Annotated in this window: 24 protein-coding genes, 1 tRNA gene and 2 pseudogenes; 15 read left to right on the top strand and 12 right to left on the bottom strand. The window is 67.0% G+C overall.

Annotated features, from left to right (window positions below):
* Positions 1–22 precede the first annotated feature (22 nt).
* Entirely contained in the window at positions 23–412 is a 390-nt protein-coding gene (locus tag SM754_RS15050) for a secondary thiamine-phosphate synthase enzyme YjbQ (protein ID WP_323677066.1), read from the top strand.
* Positions 413–515: 103 nt separating this feature from the next.
* Positions 516–2,009, top strand: coding sequence for a DASH family cryptochrome (locus SM754_RS15045; RefSeq protein ID WP_323677065.1), 1,494 nt, complete (start codon positions 516–518; stop codon positions 2,007–2,009).
* Positions 2,010–2,030: 21 nt separating this feature from the next.
* Here the strand turns inward: SM754_RS15045 and SM754_RS15040 are convergent, their stop codons facing one another.
* Both SM754_RS15040 and SM754_RS15035 read right to left on the bottom strand, forming a co-directional pair.
* Entirely contained in the window at positions 2,031–2,735 is a 705-nt protein-coding gene (locus SM754_RS15040; RefSeq protein WP_323677064.1) for a glycerophosphodiester phosphodiesterase, read from the bottom strand.
* Positions 2,736–2,776: 41 nt separating this feature from the next.
* A complete protein-coding gene (locus SM754_RS15035; protein ID WP_323677063.1) occupies positions 2,777–3,442 on the bottom strand; it encodes an SdpI family protein in 666 nt (221 codons plus the stop codon).
* Positions 3,443–3,615: 173 nt separating this feature from the next.
* On the opposite strand from SM754_RS15035, the gene SM754_RS15030 reads away from it, so the two are divergent.
* The 6 genes from SM754_RS15030 (at position 3,616) to sod (ending at position 10,750) form a co-directional block, all read left to right on the top strand.
* The gene (locus tag SM754_RS15030) at positions 3,616–4,677 is read left to right on the top strand and encodes a phosphotransferase family protein (protein ID WP_323677062.1); all 1,062 of its coding nucleotides are present in this window, start codon (positions 3,616–3,618) and stop codon (positions 4,675–4,677) included.
* A gap of 230 nt (positions 4,678–4,907) precedes the next feature.
* On the top strand, positions 4,908–5,486 hold the full coding sequence (locus SM754_RS15025; RefSeq protein ID WP_323677061.1) for a hypothetical protein: 579 nt from the start codon (positions 4,908–4,910) through the stop codon (positions 5,484–5,486).
* Between the two features lie 118 nt (positions 5,487–5,604).
* Positions 5,605–7,029 (top strand): cryptochrome/photolyase family protein, encoded by a 1,425-nt coding sequence (locus SM754_RS15020; RefSeq protein ID WP_323677060.1) that lies wholly within the window; start codon positions 5,605–5,607, stop codon positions 7,027–7,029.
* Positions 7,030–7,160: 131 nt separating this feature from the next.
* A complete protein-coding gene (locus tag SM754_RS15015) occupies positions 7,161–8,852 on the top strand; it encodes a histidine kinase N-terminal 7TM domain-containing protein (RefSeq protein ID WP_323677059.1) in 1,692 nt (563 codons plus the stop codon).
* Between the two features lie 218 nt (positions 8,853–9,070).
* Complete coding sequence (locus tag SM754_RS15010; RefSeq protein ID WP_323677058.1) at positions 9,071–9,958, top strand: UbiA family prenyltransferase; 888 nt, start codon at positions 9,071–9,073, stop codon at positions 9,956–9,958.
* Between the two features lie 180 nt (positions 9,959–10,138).
* Positions 10,139–10,750 (top strand): superoxide dismutase [Mn], encoded by a 612-nt coding sequence (gene sod / locus SM754_RS15005; RefSeq protein ID WP_323677057.1) that lies wholly within the window; start codon positions 10,139–10,141, stop codon positions 10,748–10,750.
* A 114-nt stretch (positions 10,751–10,864) separates the two neighbouring features.
* On the opposite strand, the gene SM754_RS15000 is transcribed toward sod, so the two are convergent.
* Together SM754_RS15000 and SM754_RS14995 are read right to left on the bottom strand one after the other, a co-directional pair.
* Positions 10,865–12,634 carry a sensor histidine kinase gene (locus tag SM754_RS15000; protein ID WP_323677056.1) on the bottom strand — a complete coding sequence of 590 codons (1,770 nt, stop codon included), beginning with the start codon at positions 12,632–12,634 and terminating at the stop codon, positions 10,865–10,867.
* A 183-nt stretch (positions 12,635–12,817) separates the two neighbouring features.
* Positions 12,818–13,888, bottom strand: a complete 1,071-nt coding sequence (locus SM754_RS14995; protein WP_323677055.1) for a histidine kinase N-terminal 7TM domain-containing protein — start codon at positions 13,886–13,888, stop codon at positions 12,818–12,820.
* A 164-nt stretch (positions 13,889–14,052) separates the two neighbouring features.
* On the opposite strand from SM754_RS14995, the gene SM754_RS14990 reads away from it, so the two are divergent.
* Complete coding sequence (locus tag SM754_RS14990) at positions 14,053–14,325, top strand: DUF5827 family protein (RefSeq protein ID WP_323677054.1); 273 nt, start codon at positions 14,053–14,055, stop codon at positions 14,323–14,325.
* On the top strand, positions 14,322–15,137 hold the full coding sequence (locus SM754_RS14985; RefSeq protein ID WP_323677053.1) for an ATPase: 816 nt from the start codon (positions 14,322–14,324) through the stop codon (positions 15,135–15,137). The genes SM754_RS14990 and SM754_RS14985 overlap by 4 nt, the downstream gene beginning before the upstream one ends.
* Before the next feature lie 34 nt (positions 15,138–15,171).
* On the opposite strand, the gene SM754_RS14980 is transcribed toward SM754_RS14985, so the two are convergent.
* Complete coding sequence (locus SM754_RS14980; RefSeq protein ID WP_323677052.1) at positions 15,172–15,756, bottom strand: MBL fold metallo-hydrolase; 585 nt, start codon at positions 15,754–15,756, stop codon at positions 15,172–15,174.
* Positions 15,757–15,862: 106 nt separating this feature from the next.
* Positions 15,863–16,225: a cupin domain-containing protein gene (locus tag SM754_RS14975; protein WP_323677051.1), complete on the bottom strand. Its 363-nt coding sequence runs from the start codon at positions 16,223–16,225 to the stop codon at positions 15,863–15,865.
* Positions 16,226–16,250: 25 nt separating this feature from the next.
* Here SM754_RS14975 and SM754_RS14970 point away from each other — a divergent pair, with 25 nt between their 5' ends.
* Together SM754_RS14970 and thyX are read left to right on the top strand one after the other, a co-directional pair.
* Positions 16,251–17,099, top strand: a complete 849-nt coding sequence (locus tag SM754_RS14970; RefSeq protein WP_323677050.1) for a hypothetical protein — start codon at positions 16,251–16,253, stop codon at positions 17,097–17,099.
* Complete coding sequence (thyX, locus tag SM754_RS14965; RefSeq protein ID WP_323677049.1) at positions 17,062–17,805, top strand: FAD-dependent thymidylate synthase; 744 nt, start codon at positions 17,062–17,064, stop codon at positions 17,803–17,805. The genes SM754_RS14970 and thyX overlap by 38 nt, the downstream gene beginning before the upstream one ends.
* Positions 17,806–18,063: 258 nt before the next feature.
* On the opposite strand, the gene SM754_RS14960 is transcribed toward thyX, so the two are convergent.
* Positions 18,064–18,432: a winged helix-turn-helix domain-containing protein gene (locus SM754_RS14960; protein WP_323677048.1), complete on the bottom strand. Its 369-nt coding sequence runs from the start codon at positions 18,430–18,432 to the stop codon at positions 18,064–18,066.
* 443 nt (positions 18,433–18,875) lie between these two features.
* Here SM754_RS14960 and SM754_RS14955 point away from each other — a divergent pair, with 443 nt between their 5' ends.
* The 3 genes from SM754_RS14955 to SM754_RS14945 all read left to right on the top strand — a co-directional run bounded on the left by SM754_RS14955 (position 18,876) and on the right by SM754_RS14945 (position 21,620).
* Entirely contained in the window at positions 18,876–20,126 is a 1,251-nt protein-coding gene (locus SM754_RS14955) for a helix-turn-helix transcriptional regulator (protein ID WP_323677047.1), read from the top strand.
* 70 nt (positions 20,127–20,196) lie between these two features.
* A tRNA-Glu gene (locus SM754_RS14950) sits at positions 20,197–20,271 on the top strand.
* Between the two features lie 221 nt (positions 20,272–20,492).
* Positions 20,493–21,620 carry a tyrosine-type recombinase/integrase gene (locus tag SM754_RS14945; RefSeq protein WP_323677046.1) on the top strand — a complete coding sequence of 376 codons (1,128 nt, stop codon included), beginning with the start codon at positions 20,493–20,495 and terminating at the stop codon, positions 21,618–21,620.
* 78 nt (positions 21,621–21,698) lie between these two features.
* Here the strand turns inward: SM754_RS14945 and SM754_RS14940 are convergent, their stop codons facing one another.
* The 5 genes and pseudogenes from SM754_RS14940 to SM754_RS14925 form a co-directional block, all read right to left on the bottom strand.
* Complete coding sequence (locus SM754_RS14940; protein WP_323677045.1) at positions 21,699–23,084, bottom strand: ATP-binding protein; 1,386 nt, start codon at positions 23,082–23,084, stop codon at positions 21,699–21,701.
* A gap of 107 nt (positions 23,085–23,191) precedes the next feature.
* Positions 23,192–23,534 (bottom strand): annotated as a pseudogene (locus tag SM754_RS20550) (ATP-binding protein); the annotation flags it as partial.
* A gap of 222 nt (positions 23,535–23,756) precedes the next feature.
* The gene (locus tag SM754_RS14935) at positions 23,757–24,218 is read right to left on the bottom strand and encodes an NUDIX domain-containing protein (RefSeq protein WP_323677044.1); all 462 of its coding nucleotides are present in this window, start codon (positions 24,216–24,218) and stop codon (positions 23,757–23,759) included.
* A gap of 297 nt (positions 24,219–24,515) precedes the next feature.
* On the bottom strand, positions 24,516–25,346 hold the full coding sequence (locus tag SM754_RS14930) for a tyrosine-type recombinase/integrase (RefSeq protein ID WP_323677043.1): 831 nt from the start codon (positions 25,344–25,346) through the stop codon (positions 24,516–24,518).
* A 39-nt stretch (positions 25,347–25,385) separates the two neighbouring features.
* Positions 25,386–25,767, bottom strand: a pseudogene (locus tag SM754_RS14925) (hypothetical protein); the annotation flags it as partial.

The raw sequence follows: 25,767 nt of genomic DNA, 5'->3' as shown, positions 1-25,767 counted from the left end.
CCCCGCCAACCCCGTATCCGAGATGGGAACGTTCAGCTTGGAGACGGACGAGCGCCTGACGACGGTGGACATCACGGACGACGTCCGAGCCGCGGTCCCCGAGGACGCGTCGGGGGTCGTGACGGTGTTCGTCGGGCATACGACCGCGGGCGTCTGCCTCCAGGAGGACGAGCACCGGCTCCGGCGGGACGTCGTCGACTTCCTCGGCGAGGTCGTCGCGGACGAGGGGTGGACGCACGACCGGCTCGACGGGAACGCCGACTCGCACCTGCGCGCAATGGTGCTCGGCGCGAGCGAGACCATCCCCGTCGTGGACGGCAACCTCCGGACGGGGACGTGGCAGTCGGTGCTGTTCGTCGAGTGCGACGGCCCGCGCAAGCGCGAGTTCGAGGTCCAGTTCGTCGGCGAGTGACCGCCGGCTCGCCGTCGGTGGACGGGCGATTCCAACCGGGGCGCGTCCGGATGGGTAACTGGTTCGGTTCGCTCCATTACTCGCCGCGGTCGCTACGAGTGGTATGAGCGACATCGAGACGGCGGTCTGGTGGGCGCGGGGCGACCTGCGCGTCCACGACAACTACGCACTGACCCACGCCGCCCGCGCGAGCGAACTCCTCCCGGTCTACGTCTTCGACCCCGAGGGGTACGGGGAGCGCGAGTACGGCGGCCCGGAGTCCTTCGCGTTCGAGAAGACGGGCACGCATCGGGCGCGGTTCGTCGCCGAGAGCGTCCGCGACCTCCGCCGGTCACTCCGCGACGCGGGCAGCGACCTCGCCGTCGCTCACGAGGACTCCGCTCGCGCCATCGCTCGCCTCGCGGACGCGGTCGACGCGGACGTCGTGTACTGCGAGCGCTACCCGACGCCCGAAGAGCAGGCGACCCGCGAACGCGTCCGCGCCGCGCTTCCCGAGGGAACGCGACTCGAGACGCGATGGGGGTCGACGCTCTACCATCCCGACGACCTCCCGATGGCCGTCGACGACGTCCCGGACACGTTCACGCCGTTCCGCCAGGACGTCGAGCACGCGCCCGACTGCGAGCCCCGCGACCCGCTCGACGAACCGACGCTCCCGGGCGTCCCGACCGCGCTCGCGGACGGCGACCTCGACGCCGGCGCGCTCCCCGCTCCCAGCGACCTCGGCGTCGCGGACGCGAGCGACTGGAGCGCGGTCGCGCCGACCGACGAACGCGCCGTCCTCCCCTTCGACGGCGGGGAGTCCCGCGGCATCGAGCGCGTCCGCGAGTACGTCTGGCAGCGCGACCGACTCCGCCAGTACAAGGAGACCCGGAACGGCCTGCTCGGCGCGGACTACTCCTCGAAGTTCTCGCCGTGGCTGAACCACGGCTGCCTGAGCCCGCGGTACGTCCACCGCGAGGTCGAGGCCTACGAGCGCGAGCGCGTCGCGAACGACTCGACGTACTGGCTCGGGTTCGAACTGCGGTGGCGTGACTTCTTCCAGTTCCAGTTCGCGAAGCACGGCAGCCAGCACTTCCGGCGCGAAGGCATCCGCGAGCGCGACGACATCGCGTGGACCGGGAGCGACCGCCTGCTCGACGCCTGGGAGCGCGGCGAGACCGGCGTGCCGTTCGTGGACGCGAACATGCGCGAGCTCAACGCCACCGGATTCATGAGCAATCGCGGCCGGCAGAACGTCGCCTCCTTCCTCGCGAACAACTGCCGGGTCGACTGGCGGCGGGGTGCGGCGTACTTCGAGCGGACCCTCGTGGACTACGACCCGGCGGCGAACTACGGGAACTGGGCGTACCAGAGTCAGGTCGGGAACGACAGCCGCGACTCCTACTTCAACGTCGTGAAGCAGGCGAAGCGGTACGACGCCGACGCGGACTACGTCAAGCGCTGGTGTCCCGAACTCGACGCCCTGCCGCCAGAGTACGCCCACGAGCCCTGGGCGATGACGCCGAGCGAGCAGGACGCACACGGCGTCGTCCTCGGCGAGGACTACCCCGAGCCCGTCATCAACCTGGGCGCGTCCTACGAGAAGCTACGCTGACCGGGTCGCGACAGCTTCCGTTCACACCACGCCCCGATAGTCGTCGAGCGCGACGTCGCTGATGAGACCGTCGACGCCGCGGTTCGCGACGACGCGAGCGACCCACGGGCTGTCGAGCGTCCACGCGTAGACGTCGAGGCCGGCGGCGTGCGCTCGCTCGACGAGGTCGCCGGCGAGGACGAGGTCGTACGCGGGATGGACGGCGGTGCAGTCGCACTCGCGAGCGACGGCGACCGGGTCCTCGCGGCGCGTCGCGGCGAGGTACGCCGTGTCGAGGTCGGGGCCGTCCGCCGCGGCCGTCGCGTCCCCGACGCGGGCGAGCGCGTCGGCGTCGAACGACGACGCCCAGACCGCGGTCGTCGGGAGCGCCGCGTCGTGGACGACGTCGACCGCCGCGGCCGCCACCGCGACCTCCTTCACCTCGACGTTCACCGCGAGCCCGCGGTCGCTCGCGAGTTCGAGCACCGCGTCGAGCGTCGGCACGCCCTCGCCCGAGTCCGAGACGTCCATCGCTCCGAGTTGGTCGGGGTCGAATTCCGACACTGGGCCGCTGGCGTCCGCGACGCGGTCGACGGTCGCGTCGTGGACGACCACCGGTGTCCCGTCCGCCGCGGCGCGCACGTCCACCTCGACGGCGTTCGCGCCCGCGTCGGCAGCGTGTGCGACCGCAGCGAGCGTGTTCTCCGGGGCTTCGCGAGCGAACCCGCGGTGGGCGACGAGTTGCACACCTCCGTCGACGAGCGGGCGGGAGAAGTACGTTGGGCCGGTCAGGGCGTCGACGCCTCGCCGTCGGGGTGACGCCGCTGGTAGAGCACGTACGAGTGCGCGTAGGTGAAGGCGACGACGGCGAGGACGGGCCCGACGGCGAACCAGACGGCGTACGCCGGCAGGAGGAGGCTGCCGGCGACGGTGACGACGCCGGCGAGCACGAGCGCGACGGAGCCGACGGCGTGCGTGCGCTCCCAGACGGCGTCGTCCGAGAGCGTCCACGGCGTCCGGAACCCGAGGATCCAGTTCCGGTCGACGCGACGCATGGCGACGCCGAGCGCGACGTAGAGGGCGCCGACGGCGACGTACGTGGCGTCCTCGATGGGGACGTCGTACCCGAGGTTGTACCCGAGGACGAGGCCGTGGACGACGACGAGGAACGCGAGCGTCGCGACCACGAAGCCGTCGTACACGCCCTCTGACCCCTGGAGGTTCTCCCGGAGCGGGTCGACGCGGACGACGCCCTCGAAGAACGCGAGGAGCGCCAGCATCAGTCCCGGGACGAACGCGGCCGCGAACAGCGGCGACGTGTAGCTGTCCGGGGACCCACCGGGACCGAAGTGGATGGCGGTCCGCGCGGGGAGGTCGGGGAGCGCGAGCGCGCTCGCCGCGGCGGCGACCCCCGCGAGCACGACACCGGCTGCGAGGCGGCGTTTCGTTCCCATGCGTTCAGGGTACGGCGAGCAGGGGTGTAAATCGTTCGTCAGGACTGCAGGGCGCGAAACGCGCGGTCGGCCGCGTCGAGTCGCTCGCGACGACCGCGACCGTGGGGGCCGACGCCGACCGGGTGCCTGCCGCTTGCCGAGGGTTTAGGGCGCGCCGGGGCGACGCGTCGGGCATGACGGATTCGTACGCGGACCGGCTCGTGGACGAGGACGCGCTCCGCGCGTACCTCGACGACGAACTCGGCGCGGCCGACGCGTTCTCAGTTGAGCGACATCGAGCGGGGCACTCGAACGAGACGCTGTTCGTCACCCACGGCGACGACGAGTACGTGCTGCGGCGACCGCCCGCCGGCGAGACCGCGGACAAGGCTCACGACGTCCTGCGCGAGTTCCGCGTGATGGACGCCCTGCAGGACACGCCCGTGCCGCTCCCCGAGACCGTCCTGGGCTGCGAGGACCAGTCGATAGTCGGCGCTGAGTTCTTCCTGATGCGGAAGCTCGACGGGGACGTCGTCCGGGACGAGGAACCCGCGCGGTTCGCGGCGAGCGAGCACCGCGAGCGGGTGGGCGAGGAGCTCGTGGACTCGCTGTCCGCGATCCACGGCGTCGACCCGAGCGCGGTCGGCCTCGGCGAGTTCGGGCACCCCGAGGGGTTCGCGGGGCGGCAGGTCGAGCGGTGGAGCCAGCAGCTCATGTGGGCGTTCGACACGACCGCCGAGGAGCGCGAGGTCGAGGCGCTGTACGACGTGATGGCGTGGCTCCAGGACAACGCGCCCGAGGAGCACCCGCACGCGCTCGTGCACGGCGACTACAAGCTCGACAACGTGATGTTCGCGCCCGGGACGCCCCCAGAGCTGGTGGGCGTGTTCGACTGGGAGATGGCGACGCTGGGCGACCCGCGCACGGACCTCGGGTGGCTGCTGTCGTTCTGGCGCGACCCCGAGGACGAGCGGACGGTCGCCGACGAGTTCTTCCCGGCGTTCCTCGCGCACGAGGACTACCCGACCCGGCGGGACCTCGTCGCGCGCTGGGAGGACGCGACGGGATACGAGTACGAGCACGACCGGTTCTACCGTGCGCTCGCGGTGTACAAGCTCGCGGGCCTCGGCGAGATGTTCTTCGCGCGTCACCTCAGCGGGGACGCCGACGACCCGCTGTACCCGAAGATGCGAGAGACGGTGCCGGCGCTCGCCGAGCGCGCACAGCGCATCATCGACGGCGACGCGCCGCTGTAGCGGTCGGCGGGCGTCGTCCGCCGCGACTCTGGAACCGCGGGAACTCGGAGACGATTGTTCGTCGTTCCTCACGGCGACTGCGGCCGTGCCGGACCACCGTAATCGCCAGATACCGACGGTTCGAGTCGCTCCGTATCCAGATTGGATTACCGTTCGCTATGCGATGAATTCGTCATATCCATGGTCCACAACTAAGTCACCAGGTCCTATTACTCAAGGGTAGGGGGAGAATGGACCGAATCGTACTCGACACCGGCATGGAACCGTTTCTCGAACTGATCGGCTACTGGGACGCGTTCTGGGCGCTCCCGGCGCCGGCGCGGGCGACGGCGGTCGTGGGGGCGACCGTCGCGCTCGCCGTCGTCCTCGTCGGGCTGTTCCCGGAGTACGGCGAACGAGGGGCACGGAAGGCCCGCCGGCACTCGGTGACGACGACGTTCCTGGGGACCGTCGTCGCCGGCCTGTTCGTCGGGTCGGTCGGCGCGCTCTGGTACGGGGCCGCCCGGAGCGACGTCGTCTCGATGCTCGCGATGCCCGTCCTGTTCACGCTCGCGAGCCTCGCGGTCGTCTGGATCGGTATCGGGCTCGTCGCACTCGGCGAGTTCGTCGCCGCCCGAAGCGGCCACGACGACGCCACCTGGGGGGTGGCGTTCGTCGCCGTCATCGCCGGCGTCGGCGCCGTCTACCCGCCGTTCGGTGCGGTCGTGCTCGTCCTCGCGGCGCTGCTCGGGTTCGGCGCGGGCATCCGAACGAACCCGTTCGCGTCGTCGAGCGGCGAGCGCGTCGTCCCGCCGAAACGACAGCTCTGACCGCGGTCGAACCGGCGGTCTCGGCCGACGAGTCCACCCCACACCGGGACCGGCCCGCGGCGGCCGTACCCAACCTGTTGGCACCACGCTCACTACCCCCGGGTCCGCAGTGTGGGGTATGCAACTACACTGGCATCGCGACGACCTGCGGTGCAGCGACAACGTCTCGCTGTCGGCCGCGGCGACGAGCGCCCCCGACCGCGGGGCCGTCGTCCCCGTGTTCGTGTTCGACGACGACGTCCTCGCGCACGCGTCCCCGAACCGCGTCGCGTTCATGCTGGACGCCCTCGACTCGCTCCGCGAGGACTACCGCGAGCGCGGCAGCGACCTCCTCGTGCGTCGCGGCGACACGCGCGAGGTCATCGTCGACCTCGCCGACGCGGTCGACGCCGAGCGCGTCGTGTGGAATCGCGCGCACTCCGGACTCGGTCGCGACCGCGACAGCGACGTCCGCGACGCACTCGACGCCGCCGGCCTCACGCACGACGACTTCGAGGACGCCATCTGTCACGAGCCCGGGTCCATCACGACGAACGACGGCGACCCCTACCAGGTGTACACGTACTTCTGGAAGAAGTGGCGCGACCGACCGAAGGACGAGCCGTACGACGCCCCGGACGCGGACGCGCTCTGGACGCCCGACGACGTCGCGGTCGACGCCGGGGAGCTCCCGACCGGGAGCGACCTCGGGTTCGAGGACGCGACGGCGGACCTGCCCGCCGCGGGCACCGACGCGGCACGCGACCGCCTGCTCTCCTTCCTCGAATCGGACGTCTACGAGTACGCCGACCGCCGGGACTACCCCGCCGACGACTGCACGAGCCACCTGTCCGCGGACCTCAAGTGGGGCACCATCGGCGTCCGCGAGGTCGACGCGGAGGTCCGGGCCGCGCGCGACGTCGCCGACGACGAGGCCGCTCGCGAGAGCGTCTCCGAGTTCCGGAGTCAGCTCGCGTGGCGCGAGTTCTACACGCACGTCCTCCACTACAACCCCGGCGTCGTCACGGAGAACTACAAGACCTACGAGCGCGAGATCGCGTGGCGCGACGACCCCGACGAGCTCGCGGCGTGGAAACGCGGCGAGACCGGGTATCCCATCGTCGACGCCGGGATGCGCCAGCTCCTGGCGGAGGGCTACGTCCACAATCGCGTGCGGATGATCGTCGCCTCGTTCCTCACGAAGGACCTCCAGATCGACTGGCGCGAGGGGTACGCCCACTACCGCGAGCACCTCGTCGACCACGACACCGCGAACGACAACGGCGGCTGGCAGTGGGCGGCGAGCACGGGCACCGACGCTCAGCCGTACTTCCGCATCTTCAACCCGATGACGCAGGGCGAGGACTACGACCCGGACGCGGCGTACGTCCACGAGTACGTCCCGGAGCTCCGGGACGCCGACCCCGACCAGATTCACTCGTGGCACGAGCTGTCGCTCTCGGAGCGCAACCGCGTCGCGCCCGACTATCCCGCGCCCATCGTCGACCATAGCGACCGCCGCGAGGCCGCGCTCGCGATGTACAAGTCGGCGCGCGGCGAGTAGCGCTCGTGGCGACGCTCGGCGGGCGCGTGGCCGCCACCGCGAGAGCCTGTTGGCAGATAGATATTTAACCGGCGCGTCGAAGTTGGGATATACATGCAGCGAGGCACGGCAACGGTGGTGGTGCGGTCGCGATGCTGAGGATGCCACCGGTCCCGTGGTTGCTCGTGCTCGCGGCGACGCTCGCGGTCGCCCTCGGTATCGCCGTGCGGTCGTACCGGGCGCGCGACCGCCCCGGCGCGACCGCGTTCGCCGTCCAGATGGTCGGTATCGCCGTCTGGTGTGGCTCGTACGCGCTCCAGTTGTTCGCGACGACCGAGTCGACGTACCTCGCCCTCCTCCGCGTCGAGTACCTCGGAACGGTGTTCGTGCCCGTGGCGTGGCTGGTGTTCGTCCTCGAGTACACCGGCCGCGACGACCTGGTGACGCGGGACGCCGTCGCCGCCATGCTCGTCGTCCCCGTCGCGGCGCTCGTCGCGGTGTGGACGAACCCGACCCATCACCTCATGTGGGCGGAGCGGTCGCTCGCCACCGCCGGCGGCCTCGGAGCGTCGACGCTCAACGCCGGGTTCTGGGTGTACCTCGCGCACCAGTACTTCCTGGTCGCGGGGTCGCTCTGGTTCCTCCTGTCGGTCGTCATCGACCGGGAGTCGCCGCATCGACGTCAGGCGGTGGCGCTCGTCGTGGCGACGCTCGTCCCCGTCGTCGTCCAGGTCGGCCACCTCGTCGGCCCGGCGTGGGCGCCGACGGTGAACCTCACGCCGTTCTCGTTCGTGCTCTCCGGCGTCATCGCCATCGTCGCCCTGGAACGGCTCTCGTTCCTCGAATCGGGCCCGGCGACCACTCGAATCGCGGACGACCGCGTGGTCTCGGAGCTCGACGACGGCGTGCTCGTCGTCGACGCCACGGGAACCGTCCTCGACGCGAACCGGACCGCAGGCCGTCTCCTCGACGCCGACGTCGAGGGGCTCCGGGGGCGGTCGGTCGAGTCGGTCGTGCCGACGGCGTCCACGGTGGACGAGCTCGCGGCGTTCGGTGCGGAGACGGCGACGCTCTCGGTCGACGGCGAGGACCGGCACGTGAAGGTGTCCGCGTCGACGGTGACGACGTCGCGCGGGAAGCACTCGGGGTGGGTGGTGACGCTCCACGACGCCACCCCCGAGTTACGCCGGCAGCGTCGGACGGAGGTGCTGAACCGCGTGCTCCGGGAGACGCTGCGCGACGGGATGGACGTCGTGTCGACGCGCGCGACGCAGGCGGTCCCCGACGACCGCGAGAGCGAGGCGACCGCGGCGATACGCGAGCGCGCCAGGAGCGCGCTCGCCGTCGGTGACGCCGCCGAGGAGTTCGAGGCGCTCCTGGACGCCGGGCGGTCGGACGAACCCGTGGATGTGGTGCCGGCCGTGCAGGCGGCGGCGGACGCGGTACGCGAGTCGTTCCCGGCGGTGGACGTGACCGTCGAGGCACCGCTCGGGGAGTGGGCGTACTGCGGGGGACTGTTCGAGCCGACGGTGCGGGCGCTCCTTCGCTTCGGTGCGATTCGCGCGGACGCCCAGGGCGTGGGGACCGTGGTCGTCGACGTCGAGGTGGTCGACGAGAGCGAGGTGCGCGTGACGCTCGCCGTCCCGGGCACGGCGCCGTCGTCGACGGTGCGCGCGTTGCTCGAGGACGGCGTGGACGTGGACGACGACCTGGACGTGGAGTCGTCCGACGAGCTGTCGTGCTGGCTCGTGCACTGGGGCGTCGACCGCCTCGACGGGTCGGTCGCGGTGACCGACGACGGCGTCTCGCTGCGGGTGCCGCGCCACGGCGAACCCCGGGCCTGAGCGCGGTCCGTTCCTGCGAGCGCGTTCGGTGCCCAGCCTGCCGTGGGGCGTCGTTCGCCCCGTCGCGGACCGACGAGCTGCCGCACGTGACGAGGTCGAAATACGTACGGCGATACTTTCGAATCCGGCCGCTCCGTCCAGTTTTCGTACTCTGGTAGCGGTATGGGAACCTGTTTGGTCAACAGATGATTGAATAGCTATCGGTTATCATGCATGGTATGTCGTCAGCGAGTGAACGCGTCGAGCAGGTTCGTCCGGGCATCGATCTGTCGAGCGCGCGCGACGCCGCCAGTGCGTTCGTCCACGCGTCGGTCGTCGACGCGGCCGTCGCCGCCGCGAAGGTCCTGACCGTCGTCCTCCTCCTCGACCTCGGGGTGACCCCAGCGGTCGCGGTGGGCGGCCTGCTGGCGTTCGCCATCTACGCCTCGAACAAGCTCGTCGACGCGGAGGACGAGGTGAACGCGCCGGCACGCGCACGGTTCGTCGCGCGCTACCGTCGCGAACTCGTCGCCGCAACCGCCGGGGCCACCGTCCTCGCGCTCGCACTCGCCGCGAGCGCCGGCCCGGTCGCGCTCGCGCTCACGCTGCTCCCGGCCCTCGCCGCCGTCACCTACAGCGTTCGACTGCCCGTCGTCGACCGACGCCTCAAGGACGTCCTCGGCGTCAGCACGCTCCTCGTCGCCGTCAGCTGGGCGCTCCCGACCGTCGCACTCCCCGTCGTCTGGGTCGGCCACGCGTTCACCGCCACCGCCGGCGTCGCGTTCGCGTTCTACCTCGTCCAGACCGCGGTCGCGTTCGAGGTCCGGAACGTCCGCGACGTCGCCGGCGACCGCGCCGAGGGCGTCCGGACGCTCCCCGTCGTCTTCGGGACCGCAGCCACCCGCCGGTTCCTGTACGCCGTCGACGCGACCGCGCTCGCGCTGTACGCCGCCGCCACCGCTACCGGCGTCCTCCCGCCCGCCGTCGGCGCCGTCTTCGGCGTCGCGACCGTCGCGTCCATCTGCGTCACGAGATGCGTCGGCACCGGGCGGAACGACGCCCGCGTCTGCCTGCTCCGCGACGCCAACTACGGGCTCGTCCTCCTCGTCGTCGCGGTCGCCGCGTGACACCACACGCTGCGCCGACCGACCCACCGCGCTCCCCCACCGACCGACCGAGCCACCGTGGTCCCGACGAGCCAGTGGTATCTCGTTCCGATGACGCGCCCTCGCGCGTCCCATGCTAGCATGCCCCTGCTAAACGGTTAAGTAGCTCACGCGAGTAACATTCGTACGAGGTGAGACTTCATGTCTGAACACTCAAACCCCGAACTGCCGCCGCTTCCGTACGACTACGACGCGCTCGAACCGTCCATCAGCGAGCAGGTCCTCACGTGGCATCACGACACCCACCATCAGGGCTACGTGAACGGTCTCCAGGCCGCCGAGGAGACACTCGCCGAGAACCGCGAAGCCGGCGACTTCTCGTCCTCCGCGGGCGCCATCGGTAACGTCACCCACAACGGGTCCGGTCACTACCTCCACACGCTGTTCTGGGAGAACATGGACCCCAACGGCGGTGGCGAGCCCGAAGGCGACCTCCGCGACCGCATCGAAGCGGACTTCGGCTCCTACGAGGGCTGGAAGGGCGAGTTCGAGGCCGCGGCCGGCGCCGCCGGCGGCTGGGCGCTCCTCGTCTACGACCCCGTCGCGAAGCAACTCCGCAACGTCACGGTCGACAAGCACGACCAGGGCGCGCTCTGGGGCGCACACCCCATCCTCGCGCTCGACGTCTGGGAGCACTCGTACTACTACGACTACGGCCCGGACCGCGGCAGCTTCATCGACGGGTTCTTCGACGTCGTCGACTGGGACAACGTCGCCGAGCAGTACCAGAACACGGTCAGCAAGCACGAGTAAGTCGCCCCACTCGTCGACGCGTCGAACACACCACCGCATTTTCTTCGCGCACCACGCCCACGAGCAGCAGTGGCATCCACGCGCAGCGGCGGCGTCGTGAGAGGAGCAGCCGCGTCAACGGTCCGGAACCGTCGGACCCTCGGGACCCGAACCGGCGTTCGAGCGGTCAGCGTCGGCCAGCGGCGCCCCGACGTCCCGGCGCGCGAACGTCGTGCCCGTGAACGAGAAGCGCGCACCGCCGCTCTCGCTCTCCCCGACGTCGACCGTCCATCCGTGGGCGTCCGCGACGCTCGTCACGATACTCAACCCGAGCCCCGTGCCGTCCTCGCCGGTCGAGTAGCCGTCCTCGAGGACCGCGTCCCGCTCGCTGGCCGGGATGCCGACGCCGTCGTCCGCGACGTAGAACCCGTCGTCGAGTCCCCCGACCGTGACCGTGACGGCGTCACCGCCACCCGCGCTCGTGTGGGACCCGGCCGTGCCGTGCTCGATGCTGTTCCGGAACAGGTTCTCGAGGAGCTGTCTGAGCCGGGATTCGTCGGCGAGCACGGTCGCGTCCGCGTTCAGGACGATCGTCGCGTCACCGGTGTCGACGCCGCGCCACGCGCGCTCGGCGACGCTCGCGACGTCCACCGGTTCGACGTCGGTGACCGTCCGGCCGTACCTGGCGAGTGCCAGGACGTCGTCGACGATCGCTCGCATCCGTTCGTGAGCGGTCTCGACCTCGCCGAGGTGGGAGACGTCGCCCGTCTCGCGCGCCACCTCGACGTATCCCTCGGCGACGTTCAGCGGGTTCCGGAGGTCGTGACTGACGACGCTCGCGAACCGGTCGAGCTGCTCGTTCTGCCGTTCCAGTTCGCGTTCCCGTCGCTCGCGGTCCGTGACGTCGTGCAGGTAGAACAGTCGACCGCGAGTGCGACCGTAGCCGTCCGCGTACGGGCGGACGTCGACCTCGACGAACCGACGGCCCTGTTCGGTGTCGAACGTCACCGTCCGGGCGTCCCGTTCGACGCCGTCGAAGTGCTCGGGGAGCGCGTCGAACGGCGGGTCGAGCGCCCCCGTGACCGGTCGACCGACGAGCGGCTGGTCGTCGGGGACGCCGAGGAGGCGTCGTGCCGCCGGGTTCGCGTCGACGACGCGGTCCTGGTCGTCGAGCACGAGCACGCCGTCGCGGCTGTCCTCGACGATGCGTTCGCGCGCCACCGGCGTCACGTCCATGAACTCGAACCGATAGAGCGCCCAGCCGAGCGCCACGCCCGACATCGCGAACGCGGCCGGCGTCAGGTCCGACGCGGTGAGACCGAACTGGTACGCGAGGTTCGCCGCGATCGGACCGACGGCGGCGACGATGGTCGCCGCAGCCTGGTTCCGGTAGATGTCCTGTCCGCTGTACAGCATCTCGACCATGAGGACGACCCCGCCGAACACGAACGCGTACCCGAGCGCCACCCACGCGTAGTACAGTGGGCCATGGACCGCATCGTAGCCGGCGAGCGTCCCCGCGTCGCTGACGATGTCCGTGTAGAACAGCCAGTGCAGCTCGGTCGTCCACATCGCGAGACACGCCGCGGCGCTGGCCGCGGCCACGCCGACGAGACGGCGTCGCGACAGCAGGCCGTCGTTGCCGGTGTACCGCGCCGCGAGCACGAAGAACGCGGCCGGGGCCGCGGTGATACCGACGTACTCGACGCGCGTCCACGCGACGCTCGCGGCGACCGAGTCCGCGGCCGCCCCGCCGAGCGCCCCGCCCGCCCAGAACCCGGTTCCGGCGGCGAACACGGCGAACGCGGTCGCGCCCGGACGCGGCCGCTGCTGGACGCCGAACCACAGGAGGACGACGGCGACGACGAGGGAGACCACCAGCACCGACTGCGTGAGCGCCGTCATTCGATTCTAGATAGCCGTTCGCACACTTGAGTGTAGTGGCTCCTGCGAGCGTCGTTCGACGGCGACGTCGAAGCCGCCGGGTCGCCCCCGGAGCCGTGTCGTCGGTCAGACCGCGTCCCGTCCGTGCCCGCTCAGACCGCGTCCCGTCCGTGCCCGCTCAGACCGCGTCCCGTCGGTACCCGCTCAGGCCGCCGGTCGCTCGCGGTCCACCTTCGAGAACTCGTACACCCAGCCGGTCTTCGGCGTCCCGTCGGGTGACACCTCCTCGACGGTCACGCGGTAGGACTCGCCCGTGATGGGGTCGTCGAGCAACTCGCCGGTCGCCTCCGTCGGGCTGGCGGGATGCGCGGCCCGGAGCGAGTCGTGGTCCTCGAAGACGTCGTCGACGGGCGAACCGACCGCGGTGTCGGCGTCCACGCCGAGGACCTTCGCCCCATCGACGTTCACGTCCTCGACCGAGTCGTCCCTGACGAGGACCGCGCCGGCGTCGCGTGCGTCGACCGCGGCCGCGCCGGTGAGTGCGTCCGTCTCCACGAGCGAGAACCGGTAGAGGCCGATCGCGATGGCGACGCCGGACACGCCGAACGCGATGGGCGTCAGGTCCGGGAACTCGCTCGGGAGAACGAACAGCGACAGCGCGTTCGCAACCAGTGGCGAGAACACCGCGACCGCCATCGACGCCACCTGTCCGCGCGGGACCGCCGACGACCGGAGCGCCCGCGACAGCACGAGCACCGCGCCCGCGAGGAGGAGGCCGTACGAGTACAGCGTGTGGCCGACGAACGCCGGCCCGCTGTCACCGAAGCAGATGACGGCGTCGCACGTCGTCTGCGTGCCGTCGGCGACGTACGTCGCGCCCTTGCGGACGATGCCGCCCGCCGTCCAGAGGTCGTGACTCCGGTTCGTCCACACGAGCGCGATGGCGGCCAGCGGTTCGAGCGACAACAGCCCGACGCTGTACCCGTTCACGAGGTCCTCCCGGTCGACGTACGCGAGCGCGAACAGGAGGAACGCCGCCGGAACCGCGGTGATACCGAAGTACTGGAACCGGTTCGCGATCAGTCCCACGCGGAACGACGGCGCGACCGCGACCGCGAGCGCGGACAGCATCCAGACGAGCGTGCCGACGAGGAGCGCAGCGAGCGGCCGGGACCCGCGTCGATGCAGGTTGTTCAGGACCTTGTTCAGCGCCGCGAGGAGGAACGGCGTCGACCCGATGAGCAGCACGAGGTACGCCTCTGTGACCGAGACCATCGTTGGATGCGTCATCCGAACGTCGGAACAAAAACGATTCGACCTGTCCTCGACGCGGCCCCACCGACGGACGCCGCGACCTTTCGCACGCAAGGTCGAGCCCCGACGCGCGGCCGCAATCGGAGACCAGTTGGTTTACGACGCCGGTCGTCCAATCGCGTGGTATGCCCGTCCCGAAGGACGACTTCGACGAACTCCTGCCGTGTGACTTCCCGACGCCGGAGAAGCTACTCGAACCCGACCAGATGTACACGCTCTACGAGATCGCGCGCCTCATGCAGGGCCTCGACGCGGACGCCGCGCTCGAGGAGTCCACCGAGGCGGTCCTGCTCGACTGGGCGATCCCGTGGATCGTGTACAACGGCGACGACCTCGTCATCGCGGACCCCGAGACCGACGACGAGCCCGGGTACTACGGCGTGAAGACCGCGGAATGAGGGTGCTCGTCGCCGGTGGCGACCGCGTCGACGCGGGGAAGACGACGTTCTCCACCGGCCTGTGCGAGTACGTCGACGCCACCGGGTTCAAGCCGCGGGCGGGGAACGACTACTGGTTCGACCACGACGACTACGAGCGGGCGGTCGCCGACGGCCGCATGTACGGGAAGGACGCGAAGCGACTCGCCGCGGCGAGCGCCGACGCGGTCACGCCCGAAGCCGTCAATCCGCTGCATCGCCTGTGGCGGCCGAACGCGGGCGACGGCAGCGGCCTGCTCGGTGCGAGCCACCGCGAGTTCGTCCTCGACCGCGTGACCGTCGACGGCACCGACGAGTACGTCGTCCACGCCGACGCGGACGTCCCCGAATCGGCCGCGGCCGCGCTCCCGCTCGCTGACGCGGTCCGCGTGGACTCGGTCGCGGCGTTCAACGACGTCATGCGCGACCTCCACGCGGACGCGCTCGCCGCGGTCGCCGACGTCGTGCGCGCTCGCGACCGCGCCGTCGTCGAGTCCTACGGCGACGTCGCGGTCCCGCTCTCGGACGTCCCGTTCGACGCCGTCGCCGTCGTCGAACCGGGCCGCGCTCGCGTCTACGACGGCGACCGCTACCTGAAGGCGCGCTCGGTCGTCGGCGGGAGCGCGCGCCAGGGCCGCCTCGAGGAGACCACCGGCGACGTCCTCGAGCACTGCGAGCCCGAGGCTGCGGTCGCGCTCCCCGCACTCGCGAGCGACGACCGCCGCGACCCCGCCGCGGTCGCCGACGCCTACGAGGTCGCGTACGACGCGCTCGTCTCGACCGCGCTCGGCTGAGCGCGCTCGCTCGACGCCCGGGACACCTCCGCGGTCAGACGCGGCCGTCGGCGCACGCGGACTCCAGCGCGGCCTCGACGTGCTGGTACGGCCGGTCGGTGACCGACGGACCGTGGCCGGTGTGCATCGCCCCGAGGTCGTCGTCGAGGACGTCGACCATGCGCTCGATGCTCTCGACGAGCAGCGGACGGTCGCCCTCCTCCAGGTCCGTGCGGCCGAACGACCCGCCCTGGAAGACGAGGTCGCCCGCGAACAGCACGCCTGCGTCCGGGCTGTGGAAGCAGAGGTGGTCGTCCTTGTGCCCCGGCGTGTGGTACGCGACGTACTCGTGGTCGCCCAATCGGACGGTCTCCTCGTCGGCGATGGCGTGGTCGACGCCGTCCTGGTCGGTGTCGAACCCCCAGACGTCGACGTCGAACGCGTCGACGACCGCCGGGACGTTCCCGACGTGGTCGCGGTGCGTGTGCGTCAACACGAGCGCGTCCAGGCCGCCCTCGTCCGCGACGCGACTCGCGACGTCGAAGTTCGCGCCCGCGTCCACGAGCACGCGCCGGTCGCCGTCCACGTAGAACGCGTTGCTCGTGAACGCCCGGACGCCCGCAGCGAGGTTCGATATCATACCCGCCAGTAGCGCCGCCGCGGGGTTACTGGTTATGGTCTCGGACGCCCGCGCGAGCAGCGCGCTCGCCGTCGCGCCGCCGACGGTCCGGACCGTCCTCGTGCGGTCAGCGCTCGGAACTCGTGCCGACGAGGACGAGCTTCGCGCGCTCGTCGCCGCGGTTCTGGAGCTGTCGAGTCTGGCCGGCGCTCACGCGCACCGCCTCGTTCTCCGCGAGCCGCACCGTCTCCCCACCCTCGTCGTCGCCGCCGTCGAAGTCCACGTCCACGACGCCGTGCACGCAGACGTACACCTCCTCCTGCCCGTCGCTCGCGTGGTCGTGCTCCTTCCCGCGCGCCCCCGGCTCCAGTTCGAGGATCGTGACGCCGAGTTCCTCGGTCGCGAGCGCGTCCCGGAGGAACCACATCCCACCATAATCTGCGTCCATCACCGATTCGACGTCGGTCGCCGCAGCGTGCGTGTACGACATACCACGACGTACGAGCGGACGAATCATGAAGGTCACCGACGGTTCAAGCCCGAAGCCGGGACAATACCCAGCAATGGCTTCTGGCCACTGCCCGAACTGTGGTGACCGGTTCAAGCGACTTGGACAACACTGGACTACTTCGGCGACATGCTCTCATCCACCGTTCTCCAAAGCTCAGACCGAGATCATACTCGGGACGATGCTCGGGGACGGTTCGATTCACGACCCACCTTCCGCTCGGAACGTCCGGTTCCAGGTGACCAGTATCAACCGTAGATTCCTGCAGTGGATGGCGGACGAACTGGGAATCCACTCGAACGAGGTGTCGTTGCACAGGGTCGCGGACACCATCGAAGCACAGAACCAGAAGAGCGCACCGGAACGGCTGGCGTCCGGGGACTACAACATCAGAGACCAGTACGTGCTGACCACCACGCGACATCCGGAATTGAACGGATTCCGCGACTGGTACGGCGACCAGAAACGGTTTCCCGACAACCTGAAGCTCTCACCGACGGTGCTGGGCCTCTGGTACGCTTGCGATGGGTCGCTCCGTTGGGGAACGAAAGGACATCAACGACCGCAGGCGTGGATTGCTGCAACGAACGAGGCAGATAGAGAATCGTACCTCGGCCAGTTGTTCGAATCGACTCCGTGTGACCCGACGATAAACGATGGTCGAATCATGTTCACGAGTGACGACACCGAGCGTCTGTTTGAGTACATCGATGCTGCGCCGCCGGGGTTCGAGTACAAATTCGAGACGGTAAGTCGAGAGCGGTACTTCGAGAGGAAGGAAGCGTTTTATCGGCGGAATACGACGACCAACGCAACGGATGGAAGTTCAACTACTGGAGGCGACCGAAGATCCTGAAGAGATTATTTGTACAGGCGCTCGGAACGACTACAGCGAAGCGTTCGTCGGCGACCAGTCCTTCGAGGAGACGATGGCGACCGTCGACGGCGACGACATCGAGGCGAAGAAGGAGACACTCATCGGACACCTGCTCTCGCACGGACACTACGGGCCGTTCGAGCACGTGAAAGCCGTGTTCGCGCTGAAGGGCATCAGTCGGTCGTGCATGGCGCAGTTGACGCGACACCGTCACGTGAGCTTCGATGTGCGCAGTATGCGGTACGTGAGCTTCGACGAGGTCGATCCCGCGGACGTCCGCGAGGGCGAGCTGGTCGTGACGCCACCGTCGGCGACGGACCCGGACTGGGTGGGGCGCAACCAGCAGACCGGGCAGGTCGACGAGGAGACCGTCGCCGAGCGCGAGCGCGTGTTCCGCGAGTCCGTCAGTCGGAGCGTCGAGGAGTACCAGCGACTGCTCGACCTCGGGATGCCGCCGGAGGACGCGCGGTTCGTGCTCCCCATCGGGACCGAGGTGAACATCGTGATGTCGATGAACGCGCGGATGCTGATGCACGTCGCCGACATGCGCGCGGCGGCGGACGCGCAGTGGGAGATTCGCGACCTCACCGAGCGCGTCCTCGACCTCGCCGCCGACTGGTGCCCGATCACGTTCGAGTACTACGACGAGCACATGCGGAACCGGAAGAACCGGCTCGCGCCCTGAATCCGACCGCCGACGCCCCACGCCCGGACCGCAGTACCCGGTAGCATGGCGGTCCTACGGCGATTCCCGACGAGAGTCGTCGACGAGTACTAACCAGGACGTGCGTTGCAGGTGCTGGTATGCGTACGTGGCCTGCGCGCGCTCGCCGAAATCGATGCACGGACGGAGGTCTGGTGTATCGAGTGCATGGAACACCGAGAGGAAGTGGCCGCTGTCGGTGAGCTGACGCCCGGATTCGGTGTCGGCCGCGAGGAGCAGTTACTTCTCGTCGTCGTCGGCGACGTCCTCGTTCTCGCCGCGCACCATCGCCGCCTCCGCGCCGGCATCCGCGGCAGACGGCGCGTCGGCCGCGTGCGGGCCCTCGACGAGTTCGCCGAAGTCCTCGACCTCGTCGTACTTGTCCTGGTACATGAGCGCCACCTTCCCGTCCTTCGTGAGCTCGTAGAGCCCGGAGCGGGTCGCCGGCCCGATCTTGTCCACGAGCCCGTAGTCCGCGAGGACGGGGAGACGGCTGTTGATGTTCTTACGGCTCTTGCCGGTGTGCTCGGCCAGGTTCGTCGCTACGTTCCGGCCGTGAGCCTGCAGTGCTTCGAGGATCAGGAAGTCGGTTGGTCGTCTGAGTCTCATAGGTTGTCCCTTCCTACCACGTACTATGCCACTCCCTTTATTTCTATCTAATGGCAATCTACCGAGCATATCGCCTTTGTAAATATCCATCGGTGATTTTATGTGGGTCCAGGAACAAGGGTGGAGTAGGATGCGAGGACGAACGCCACTGTGCGTGGAACCGTAACCTGCCTCGCACTCCTGCAAGCGACCCACGTCCGTTGCCATCTACGACGGACCCCCACCCACCCCCAACGCCCGCCCATCCCCAGACGCGCGGGCACCTTCCCCCACCCCATCTCGAACCCCAACAGCGAACGCACCACCACTCCGCCGTGCACCACCGTAGAATTCCGTGCGCACGGCAGACTCCCCTGCCCCACCGCAGAACCTGTCGACCGAACGCAACGACCGAAGGCGCGAGGGATAGGTTCTTTTGTACCGCCCCGCCAAAGCGAGTGTGAATGCGTCGGGTGAGTCGTCTCGTCGTCGCCGTGCTCGTGCTATGCCTCGCAGTCGCCGGGTCCATCGTCGTCGACCCGACCCAACAGCCAGCGGCAGCACAGGTCAACGCGACCGAACCGTCGACCGCACAGTCGTTCGATAGCACGACGTTCCTCGTCACGACCCACGAGAACGGGAGCGCGACGTTCACCATCAGGTACGAACGCCGCCTGACCAACGACACCGAACGCGACCAGTTCGAGACCTACGCCGACCGCTTCGAGAACCAGAGCACCGAGCTCTACAGCGACTTCCAGTCGCGCGCGGACGCGCTCACCGCCGCTGGCCGGAACGCCACCGGCCGCGACATGCAAGCGTCGGACTTCCGGCGGAACGCCCGCGTCGAGGAACGGTTCAACACCATCGGCATCCTCGAACTCTCCTTCCAATGGCAAGCGTTCGGCGTCGTCCGCGACGACGGCCGCGTCGTCGTCGGCGACGTCTTCGACGGCGGCATCTACCTCGGCCCCAAACAAGCACTCGTCTTCGCGCACGGCGACGGCCTCCGGTTCGCGAGCGTCGACCCCGACGGCTCCCCCTCCGGCGACACCCTCGCCGGAAGCGACTCCGTCACCTGGCAGGGCGAACGCGACTTCAGCGACGAACGCCCACGCGCCACCTTCGAACCAGCCAACGCCCCCACCACGACGACCACCGCCGGAGGAGGCAGCGGCGATGACGGTAACGGAGACGGGAGTGACGCCGGGACCACGAACCCCGGGGACGCCGGCGGCGACGGCCTCGGGATGCTCCCCATGATCGCACTCGCCCTCGTCGCCGTCCTCGTTGCCGCCTTCGCCTACCGCGAATACGGCGGCGACCTCGTCACCACCGACGACGACACCGGGAGCGACGGCCCGACTGAAACCGTTCAGCCAGACGCCGGAAGCGCGGCCGCCACCGAGAGCGAGACCAGCACCAACGACGCGAGCTCCGCCCCACCCGAACCAGCCGTCACCGACGAAGAACTCCTCACCGACGAAGACCGCGTCATCTCCCTCCTCGAAGACCACGGCGGCCGCATGCGCCAGGTCAACATCGTCGACGAGACCGGCTGGAGCAAATCCAAGGTCAGCATGCTCCTCTCCGACATGGAAGACGACGACCAGATATCCAAACTCCGCGTCGGCCGCGAGAACATCGTCAGCCTCGACGGCCACGAACCCGACGTCGCCGGCTCACCCTTCGACGACCCAGACCAAGACACGTGAAACCCACACACGGCAGCGCCGAAACAGAACCGTTAAACGTACCCACCCACTACCAATGAGTGCACACACCGCTCCGTTGGTGTAGTCCGGCCAATCATCTTGCCCTCTCACGGCAAGGACCAGGGTTCGAATCCCTGACGGAGCACTCCTACCTCCTTCCCGTCCGGCAGTTTTCGTCCGTGACCAACGACGAAATCAAACCATGTTCACGGGCAATCCGATAGTTTTGACCGCCGAAACCCCTCGCCCTCGTGCGATTCGCTATATTTCGAGGGCAAGGACGTTAGATAGGCTCAAACCCGCGCCCTCTTGCGATTGGGTGAAACGGGTGGGCAAGCAACAGGGTTCCCAGCAGGAGGTCCGGCAATGAAGGACGCCGACGAGGCAACGAACCCTCTCGCGGACATCTCGGTCGTCACCGAACCGTCCGCCGAGGTCCTCAACGAACGCCAGCAGATCGACTACCGGAGCCAGCGCGAGCAGTGCCTCGACTGGCTGCTCGTCTTCGGGAAGGAGCCGAAGCAAGCGGACGGCTACGCGCACAGCACGGTCAAGAACCGGAGTCACCGGATGGACCAGTTCTATCGGTGGGTCTGGAACGAGGAGAACGGCTACACGGCGAACGTCACCCACGATCACGCGGACGCGTACCTCGAACATCTCGCCAGACAGGACAAGAGCAACGTCCACAAGGACAACTGCCAGAAGGCCCTCCAGATGCTGTACAAGTGGCGCCAGCACGAGCACGGACTCGACGAGTGGGACCCCGAACTCTCCTTCTCCACTGGCCACAAAACGACCGCGCCACGGGACTACCTCACGCGCGAGGAGCGCGGCCTCATCCGGGAGGCGGCGCTCGAATACGGGAGCGTCCCGGCCTACAGCGGCCTCAGCGCTGAGGAGCGCGACCGGTGGAAGGCCTACCTCGCCCAGCGCTTCGAGAAACCCAAAGAGGCGGTGACGGCCGAGGATTGGGACCGAGCGAACGGTTGGAAGGTCCCCAGCATCGTCTCGGTCAGCCTCGACGCCGCACTCCGGCCCATCGAGGTCGAACGCGCCGTCACCAGTTGGGTCGACGTCGAGAACGCCGTCCTCCGCATCCCCAAAGAGGATTCCTCAAAGAACACCGGCCACTGGATCGTCGGTCTCCAGGACCGCACGGCCGAGACGCTCGGCCGCTGGATGGACCAACGCGAGACCGACCCGAAGTACGACGACACCGACAAACTCTGGCTGACCCGCTTCGGCAACACGTACGGGTCGTCATCGCTGCGGAACGTCCTCCGTCGCCTCTGCGACGAGGCCGGCATCGACTACGAGAACCGCCAGATGAGCTGGTACTCCATCCGGCACTCGACCGGCACGTACATGACCAGAGAAGAGGACCTCGCTGCAGCACAGGCCCAACTCCGACACAAGAGCCCTGAAACCACCATGAAATATGACCAGACACCAGTGGAGGATCGTCAACGAGCTCTCGATCGGATGGGGTGACCTCGGCAGGCGAAGACTCCTCCGCAGCCACCAGCCTCGCCGCCGGATAGCACCGACAATCGTCGATGCCGGGAGTTCTCAATACGAGTCGACGACGTCAGCGACGGTGAAGAGCCGAAGATCGTCTCGGTCTGCGGCTTCCTCTTCGACGGACTGTTTGAACCCGTTCCGTGAGAACAGCGCGTACTGCTCGGCGCGGCTACTGCCGTCTTCCGGTGTCCACCGGAGTTCCTCGACGTGATCTTGGAGTTTCGAGAGTGCGTCGTATCCGAGGGGCGACTGCTGGAATTTGCACTCGCCGACGACGAGGGTGTCTCCCGCCGTGAGGCCAACGACGTCAACCTCGTGTTCACCGTACCACCATTGCCCGGTTTGCGTGATCGTATACGTCGGATACAGGGACCGAAGCGCCGAACAGCACAACTCCTCGAAGGAACGACTGACGAAATCGGGGATCTCCGGTTCGATAAGGGCCTCGAACGCCTCGGTCCCGAGTTCGTCGTACTGTTCGCCGGTTCCGTAGACGAAGTGGAACCAAAAGCGGAAGAACGGATCTCGGATCCGGTACCGGCTGCGTTTGCTCCGCTCCTTCCGCTCGGTAATCGGGACGTGCTGGTCGACGAGCCGTAGCCGAGAGAGTCGGCTGAGGTATTTCGAGAGCTGGTTGTAATCGATGCCAGTCGTCCCCGCAATCTCGTTCCGACTGGTGCTCCCACCGGCGATGGCCTCCAAAATCGAAAAGTACCGTGTTGGTTCGGTCAGTTCCATCCGGAGTACGTAATCCGGTTCGTCATGGAGGGTCCCGTGCCGGGAGAGAATCGTCTGTTGGACGTTCTCCGCGAGCGTCGCGTCGGGTGAGACCTCTTCGAGATAGTACGGCACGCCACCGAAAACGCCCCATGTGAGGACCTGCTCGTCTGCAGTATACGTCTCGTCGAAGAACTCCATCGCGGCGTCGAACGGGAGTTGTCGGATGTCGAGTTTGAGCGAGGATCGACCGTATAGTGGACTATTGCCGAGGAGGGCGGCTTCTTCCATCATGCTGATCGACGAGCCGACGAGAACGAACGTCGCAGCTGAATCGTCGAGTTCGTGATCGAACATCGCCTGTAACACCGACGGGAGACTCTCCTCCTGTTCGACGAGATACGGGAACTCGTCGAGGACGATAATCGCGTCCTGTTCGGCTAGATATCTGAGGATCTCTTCCCAGTCTTCCCGGATACGGGTCACGCCCGGGTAGGATTCCGCGGCTGCGTCGATGAATTGCTTGAGTTGGAGCGCGCTCGTTTTCTGTCTCGCCTGGTAGATCATTGGCTCTTCGTCTCTTGCCAAGGACTCCCGGACGAGGGCCGTCTTTCCGAGTCGTCGACGACCATAAATCACTGCAAGTTCGGCGCTCTCCGACTCGTACAGATCCCTGAGTCGCGAGAGTTCCTCCGTCCGATTCACGAACTCGACCATACCAACCCTACCACAGCACCGATAATGATACTTCCGATAATCATACTCCAGAGTACGATACTTCAAAGTATTATAATCGGTCTTTGCTAGCCTCCAGAGGGGAAGATCCACAGAGTGCGAGACATCGGCGTCCTACCGGAGACGGCATACGACCGGATTGGCCCTTTGAGGTCGTAATTGATGACGTCGGGGGCCGACCGGAAGGCAAACGACTGGAGAGCGATCTCTCCCCATCCCGGCGACCGTACAACTGGCTCTCGTGGCCGAGCCCTTCGGATTCCACCGTGTTCACGCTCGACCCACACAGACGAGCATCGATTCTGGCCCTTGGAGTTGTTTATCGACGAATCCCTGCAGGGAGACCCTGAGAGCGTCGTTTTTCTCGACCAGGTAGGGGAATTCGTCGATGGCGACAACGGGTCGTTCGGTGGCGAACTTCTCACCGAGGTAATGCCGGCAACTCGTGAGTCGCTACGAGGCCGTCGAGTGCCTCCGTCCGATAGGAAATAGTCATACTCCAGATCATGATTACTTCGATAATGACCAATATCTTCCTGGTCTCGACGTCATCCCCACCTTCGTAGAGTGAAAACGTAGGCTTGACCTCTAACACGGTCGGTCAGGGAACACAGCCTGCTACGACACTTAGGATGGTCTCAGGGAGGGAACGTGTTACTCGATATCGAAACCCGCATCCAGTAGGTACGCTCTCACATAGGGGTGCAGGTCGAGACCCTCAAACGGGGGCGAGAAAGTGCGGAGTGAATCGTGTTGGCTGTCGATGTCTACCGAATCACCTTCGGTGGTGACGTGGTACCCGATCGGGACGTAATGTTTACCGTCGGCGTCGTCGACGTGAGCGACATCGTAGAAATGTTCGTAGACGCCGAGCTGTTCTTGAATCGAGACGGCCAAGCCCAGTTCATCCTTTGCGACTCGGTGGACGGCCTCCGTGAGTGACTCGTGTTTCTGGACTGTTCCACCAGGCACGAACCATTCTCCCTTCGCAGGTTCGTTTGTGCGCTTTCCAAGCAACACCCCATCTGGATGTTCAACGACCAAGTCCACAGAGACGAGTGGCACGTGCGAGACGATTGATTCCCACTCAGCCTGCGGAACCGGCTTGTCAGACATACGAGACGGTTCGAGCCAACTCATACCGTTCTTACGGTCGATACCTTGGGGAACGACGGGAAGGATTGAATCGTCTGAGTTCCGTGTCAATGAGACCAAAGTATACTGAACAACCGGCGGAACCCTTTCGACGTCTCTCGTACAATTAGTCTCGAAGCCTGACATCCAGTAGAGACATGACAGATGGTACGCCTGTGGTAGTATTTAACGCGAGAAGCCAAATAGCCCTGAAGACAGTCATCTCGGGGAATTGTAGAACCTTTTCGTCCCCCATTGGCCGCAAAAACCGAACCGTGACTATATATCGTCCGAGAGTATTTTCTGTGCGAGATCGACTCGCTCATCTTGTGTGTCTTCGATGTGAACGTTGATGTGTTTCTGCGTGTATCCCGTCGGCCCTGACCTCGCTGATTCTTCCTTGGGTTGCTGCGAACTTCCCTGGTCTGAACCCGCGTAGGGATTGAAATCCGGGTCTTCCACGGTACGTTCGGCGACCTGATTGATCTGTTCGAGGGTGTGCCGACGACTCTCGATGGTCGATTCGCCGTATGTTTCTTTCGTCGTCTGGATGCTGTCGTGACGGAGTTGGTCGCTTGCCTGCGAGATGTCTTCGGTCTCTTCAATCGATTGTCCGAGGTTGTGACGGAGACTGTACCACACGATTTTCCGGTTCTCGTGGGGGATACCTGCCTCCTCGCACAATCGACGAACAAGGTAACAGAGGTTTTTGGAATCGTACGGGTTTCCTTCGCGGTTGAGCCAGAGCCGGTCCGTTCCGTCGTACTTCTCCAGATGTCGTCGCTCTTGAATCCATTTACTCAGCCGCTCCCCGGTCTCCTCAGTGAGCGGGAGCTCGGTCGTCGGCCGGTCCTTTCCGGAGTCTTCCTTGGAAATCTTGAGGACGTTGCGTTTCGGATTGTACCAGTTCGTGCGCGCTCGCCCGACTTCGATCGGGATGATGCCAGTCTCAAGTCCGACACCGACGAGCGACCCAATCTTGCTACTGATGTCTGCCCGTTCCCAATCCGTCGTCGTTATCTCTTCCTTCGGTTTCCCGAGTCGTTGGGCGATGAGGCCATTGATTTTGTCACGCTCTTCCTCAGCTTTCTCGTGGTAGGAAGGAAGCAATCCATACTGGTCTGCTTCCTTCAGAATCCGGTACCGCTCCTAGTAATTGAGTTTGTCAGCGCTCTCGTGTTCGCCGTCGGAGAAACGGATTCTCGGGCTCCATTTGTCTGTACCGAATTCCCGGTGCTGCCAGTCGAAGTACTTCGCAAGGCAGTCTGCGAACTTCCGCTTGCTCGACCCACCGTACGGCTCTCCATTTTGCTTTCTGATTTCGTCTCGGTCAATCCATTTGACGATCAGATCTGCCTGTTCGTGTGTGATTTCAGTCTCATCCGACGGCTTGATTCGCTCGATTACGAATCGGAAGATTTGGTCGATGCGGGAGTGATAGTTCTCTGAGACTGTGGCGGTGTTCAGATAAGCACTGAAAAGTGAGGAACGGCATTTTCGAAGTGTTCTATGCCAGAAAACGCCGTCCTCA

The organism is Halorubellus amylolyticus (assembly GCF_034808145.1).
GTDB lineage: Archaea > Halobacteriota > Halobacteria > Halobacteriales > Natrialbaceae > Halorubellus.
This window is presented reverse-complemented; position numbering and strand designations above follow the sequence as displayed.

Excerpts from the sequence above, each read along its gene's own strand:
- SM754_RS15050 (WP_323677066.1), top strand. The coding sequence starts at position 23 with ATGGGAACGTTCAGCTTGGAGACGGACGAGCGCCTGACGACGGTGGAC.
- SM754_RS15045 (WP_323677065.1), top strand. The coding sequence starts at position 516 with ATGAGCGACATCGAGACGGCGGTCTGGTGGGCGCGGGGCGACCTGCGC.
- SM754_RS15035 (WP_323677063.1), bottom strand. The coding sequence starts at position 3,442 with ATGGGAACGAAACGCCGCCTCGCAGCCGGTGTCGTGCTCGCGGGGGTC.
- SM754_RS15030 (WP_323677062.1), top strand. The coding sequence starts at position 3,616 with ATGACGGATTCGTACGCGGACCGGCTCGTGGACGAGGACGCGCTCCGC.
- SM754_RS15025 (WP_323677061.1), top strand. The coding sequence starts at position 4,908 with ATGGACCGAATCGTACTCGACACCGGCATGGAACCGTTTCTCGAACTG.
- SM754_RS15020 (WP_323677060.1), top strand. The coding sequence starts at position 5,605 with ATGCAACTACACTGGCATCGCGACGACCTGCGGTGCAGCGACAACGTC.
- SM754_RS15015 (WP_323677059.1), top strand. The coding sequence starts at position 7,161 with ATGCTGAGGATGCCACCGGTCCCGTGGTTGCTCGTGCTCGCGGCGACG.
- SM754_RS15010 (WP_323677058.1), top strand. The coding sequence starts at position 9,071 with ATGTCGTCAGCGAGTGAACGCGTCGAGCAGGTTCGTCCGGGCATCGAT.
- sod (WP_323677057.1), top strand. The coding sequence starts at position 10,139 with ATGTCTGAACACTCAAACCCCGAACTGCCGCCGCTTCCGTACGACTAC.
- SM754_RS15000 (WP_323677056.1), bottom strand. The coding sequence starts at position 12,634 with ATGACGGCGCTCACGCAGTCGGTGCTGGTGGTCTCCCTCGTCGTCGCC.
- SM754_RS14995 (WP_323677055.1), bottom strand. The coding sequence starts at position 13,888 with ATGGTCTCGGTCACAGAGGCGTACCTCGTGCTGCTCATCGGGTCGACG.
- SM754_RS14990 (WP_323677054.1), top strand. The coding sequence starts at position 14,053 with ATGCCCGTCCCGAAGGACGACTTCGACGAACTCCTGCCGTGTGACTTC.
- SM754_RS14985 (WP_323677053.1), top strand. The coding sequence starts at position 14,322 with ATGAGGGTGCTCGTCGCCGGTGGCGACCGCGTCGACGCGGGGAAGACG.
- SM754_RS14980 (WP_323677052.1), bottom strand. The coding sequence starts at position 15,756 with ATGATATCGAACCTCGCTGCGGGCGTCCGGGCGTTCACGAGCAACGCG.
- SM754_RS14975 (WP_323677051.1), bottom strand. The coding sequence starts at position 16,225 with ATGTCGTACACGCACGCTGCGGCGACCGACGTCGAATCGGTGATGGAC.
- SM754_RS14970 (WP_323677050.1), top strand. The coding sequence starts at position 16,251 with ATGAAGGTCACCGACGGTTCAAGCCCGAAGCCGGGACAATACCCAGCA.
- thyX (WP_323677049.1), top strand. The coding sequence starts at position 17,062 with ATGGAAGTTCAACTACTGGAGGCGACCGAAGATCCTGAAGAGATTATT.
- SM754_RS14960 (WP_323677048.1), bottom strand. The coding sequence starts at position 18,432 with ATGAGACTCAGACGACCAACCGACTTCCTGATCCTCGAAGCACTGCAG.
- SM754_RS14955 (WP_323677047.1), top strand. The coding sequence starts at position 18,876 with ATGCGTCGGGTGAGTCGTCTCGTCGTCGCCGTGCTCGTGCTATGCCTC.
- SM754_RS14945 (WP_323677046.1), top strand. The coding sequence starts at position 20,493 with ATGAAGGACGCCGACGAGGCAACGAACCCTCTCGCGGACATCTCGGTC.
- SM754_RS14940 (WP_323677045.1), bottom strand. The coding sequence starts at position 23,084 with ATGGTCGAGTTCGTGAATCGGACGGAGGAACTCTCGCGACTCAGGGAT.
- SM754_RS14935 (WP_323677044.1), bottom strand. The coding sequence starts at position 24,218 with ATGTCTGACAAGCCGGTTCCGCAGGCTGAGTGGGAATCAATCGTCTCG.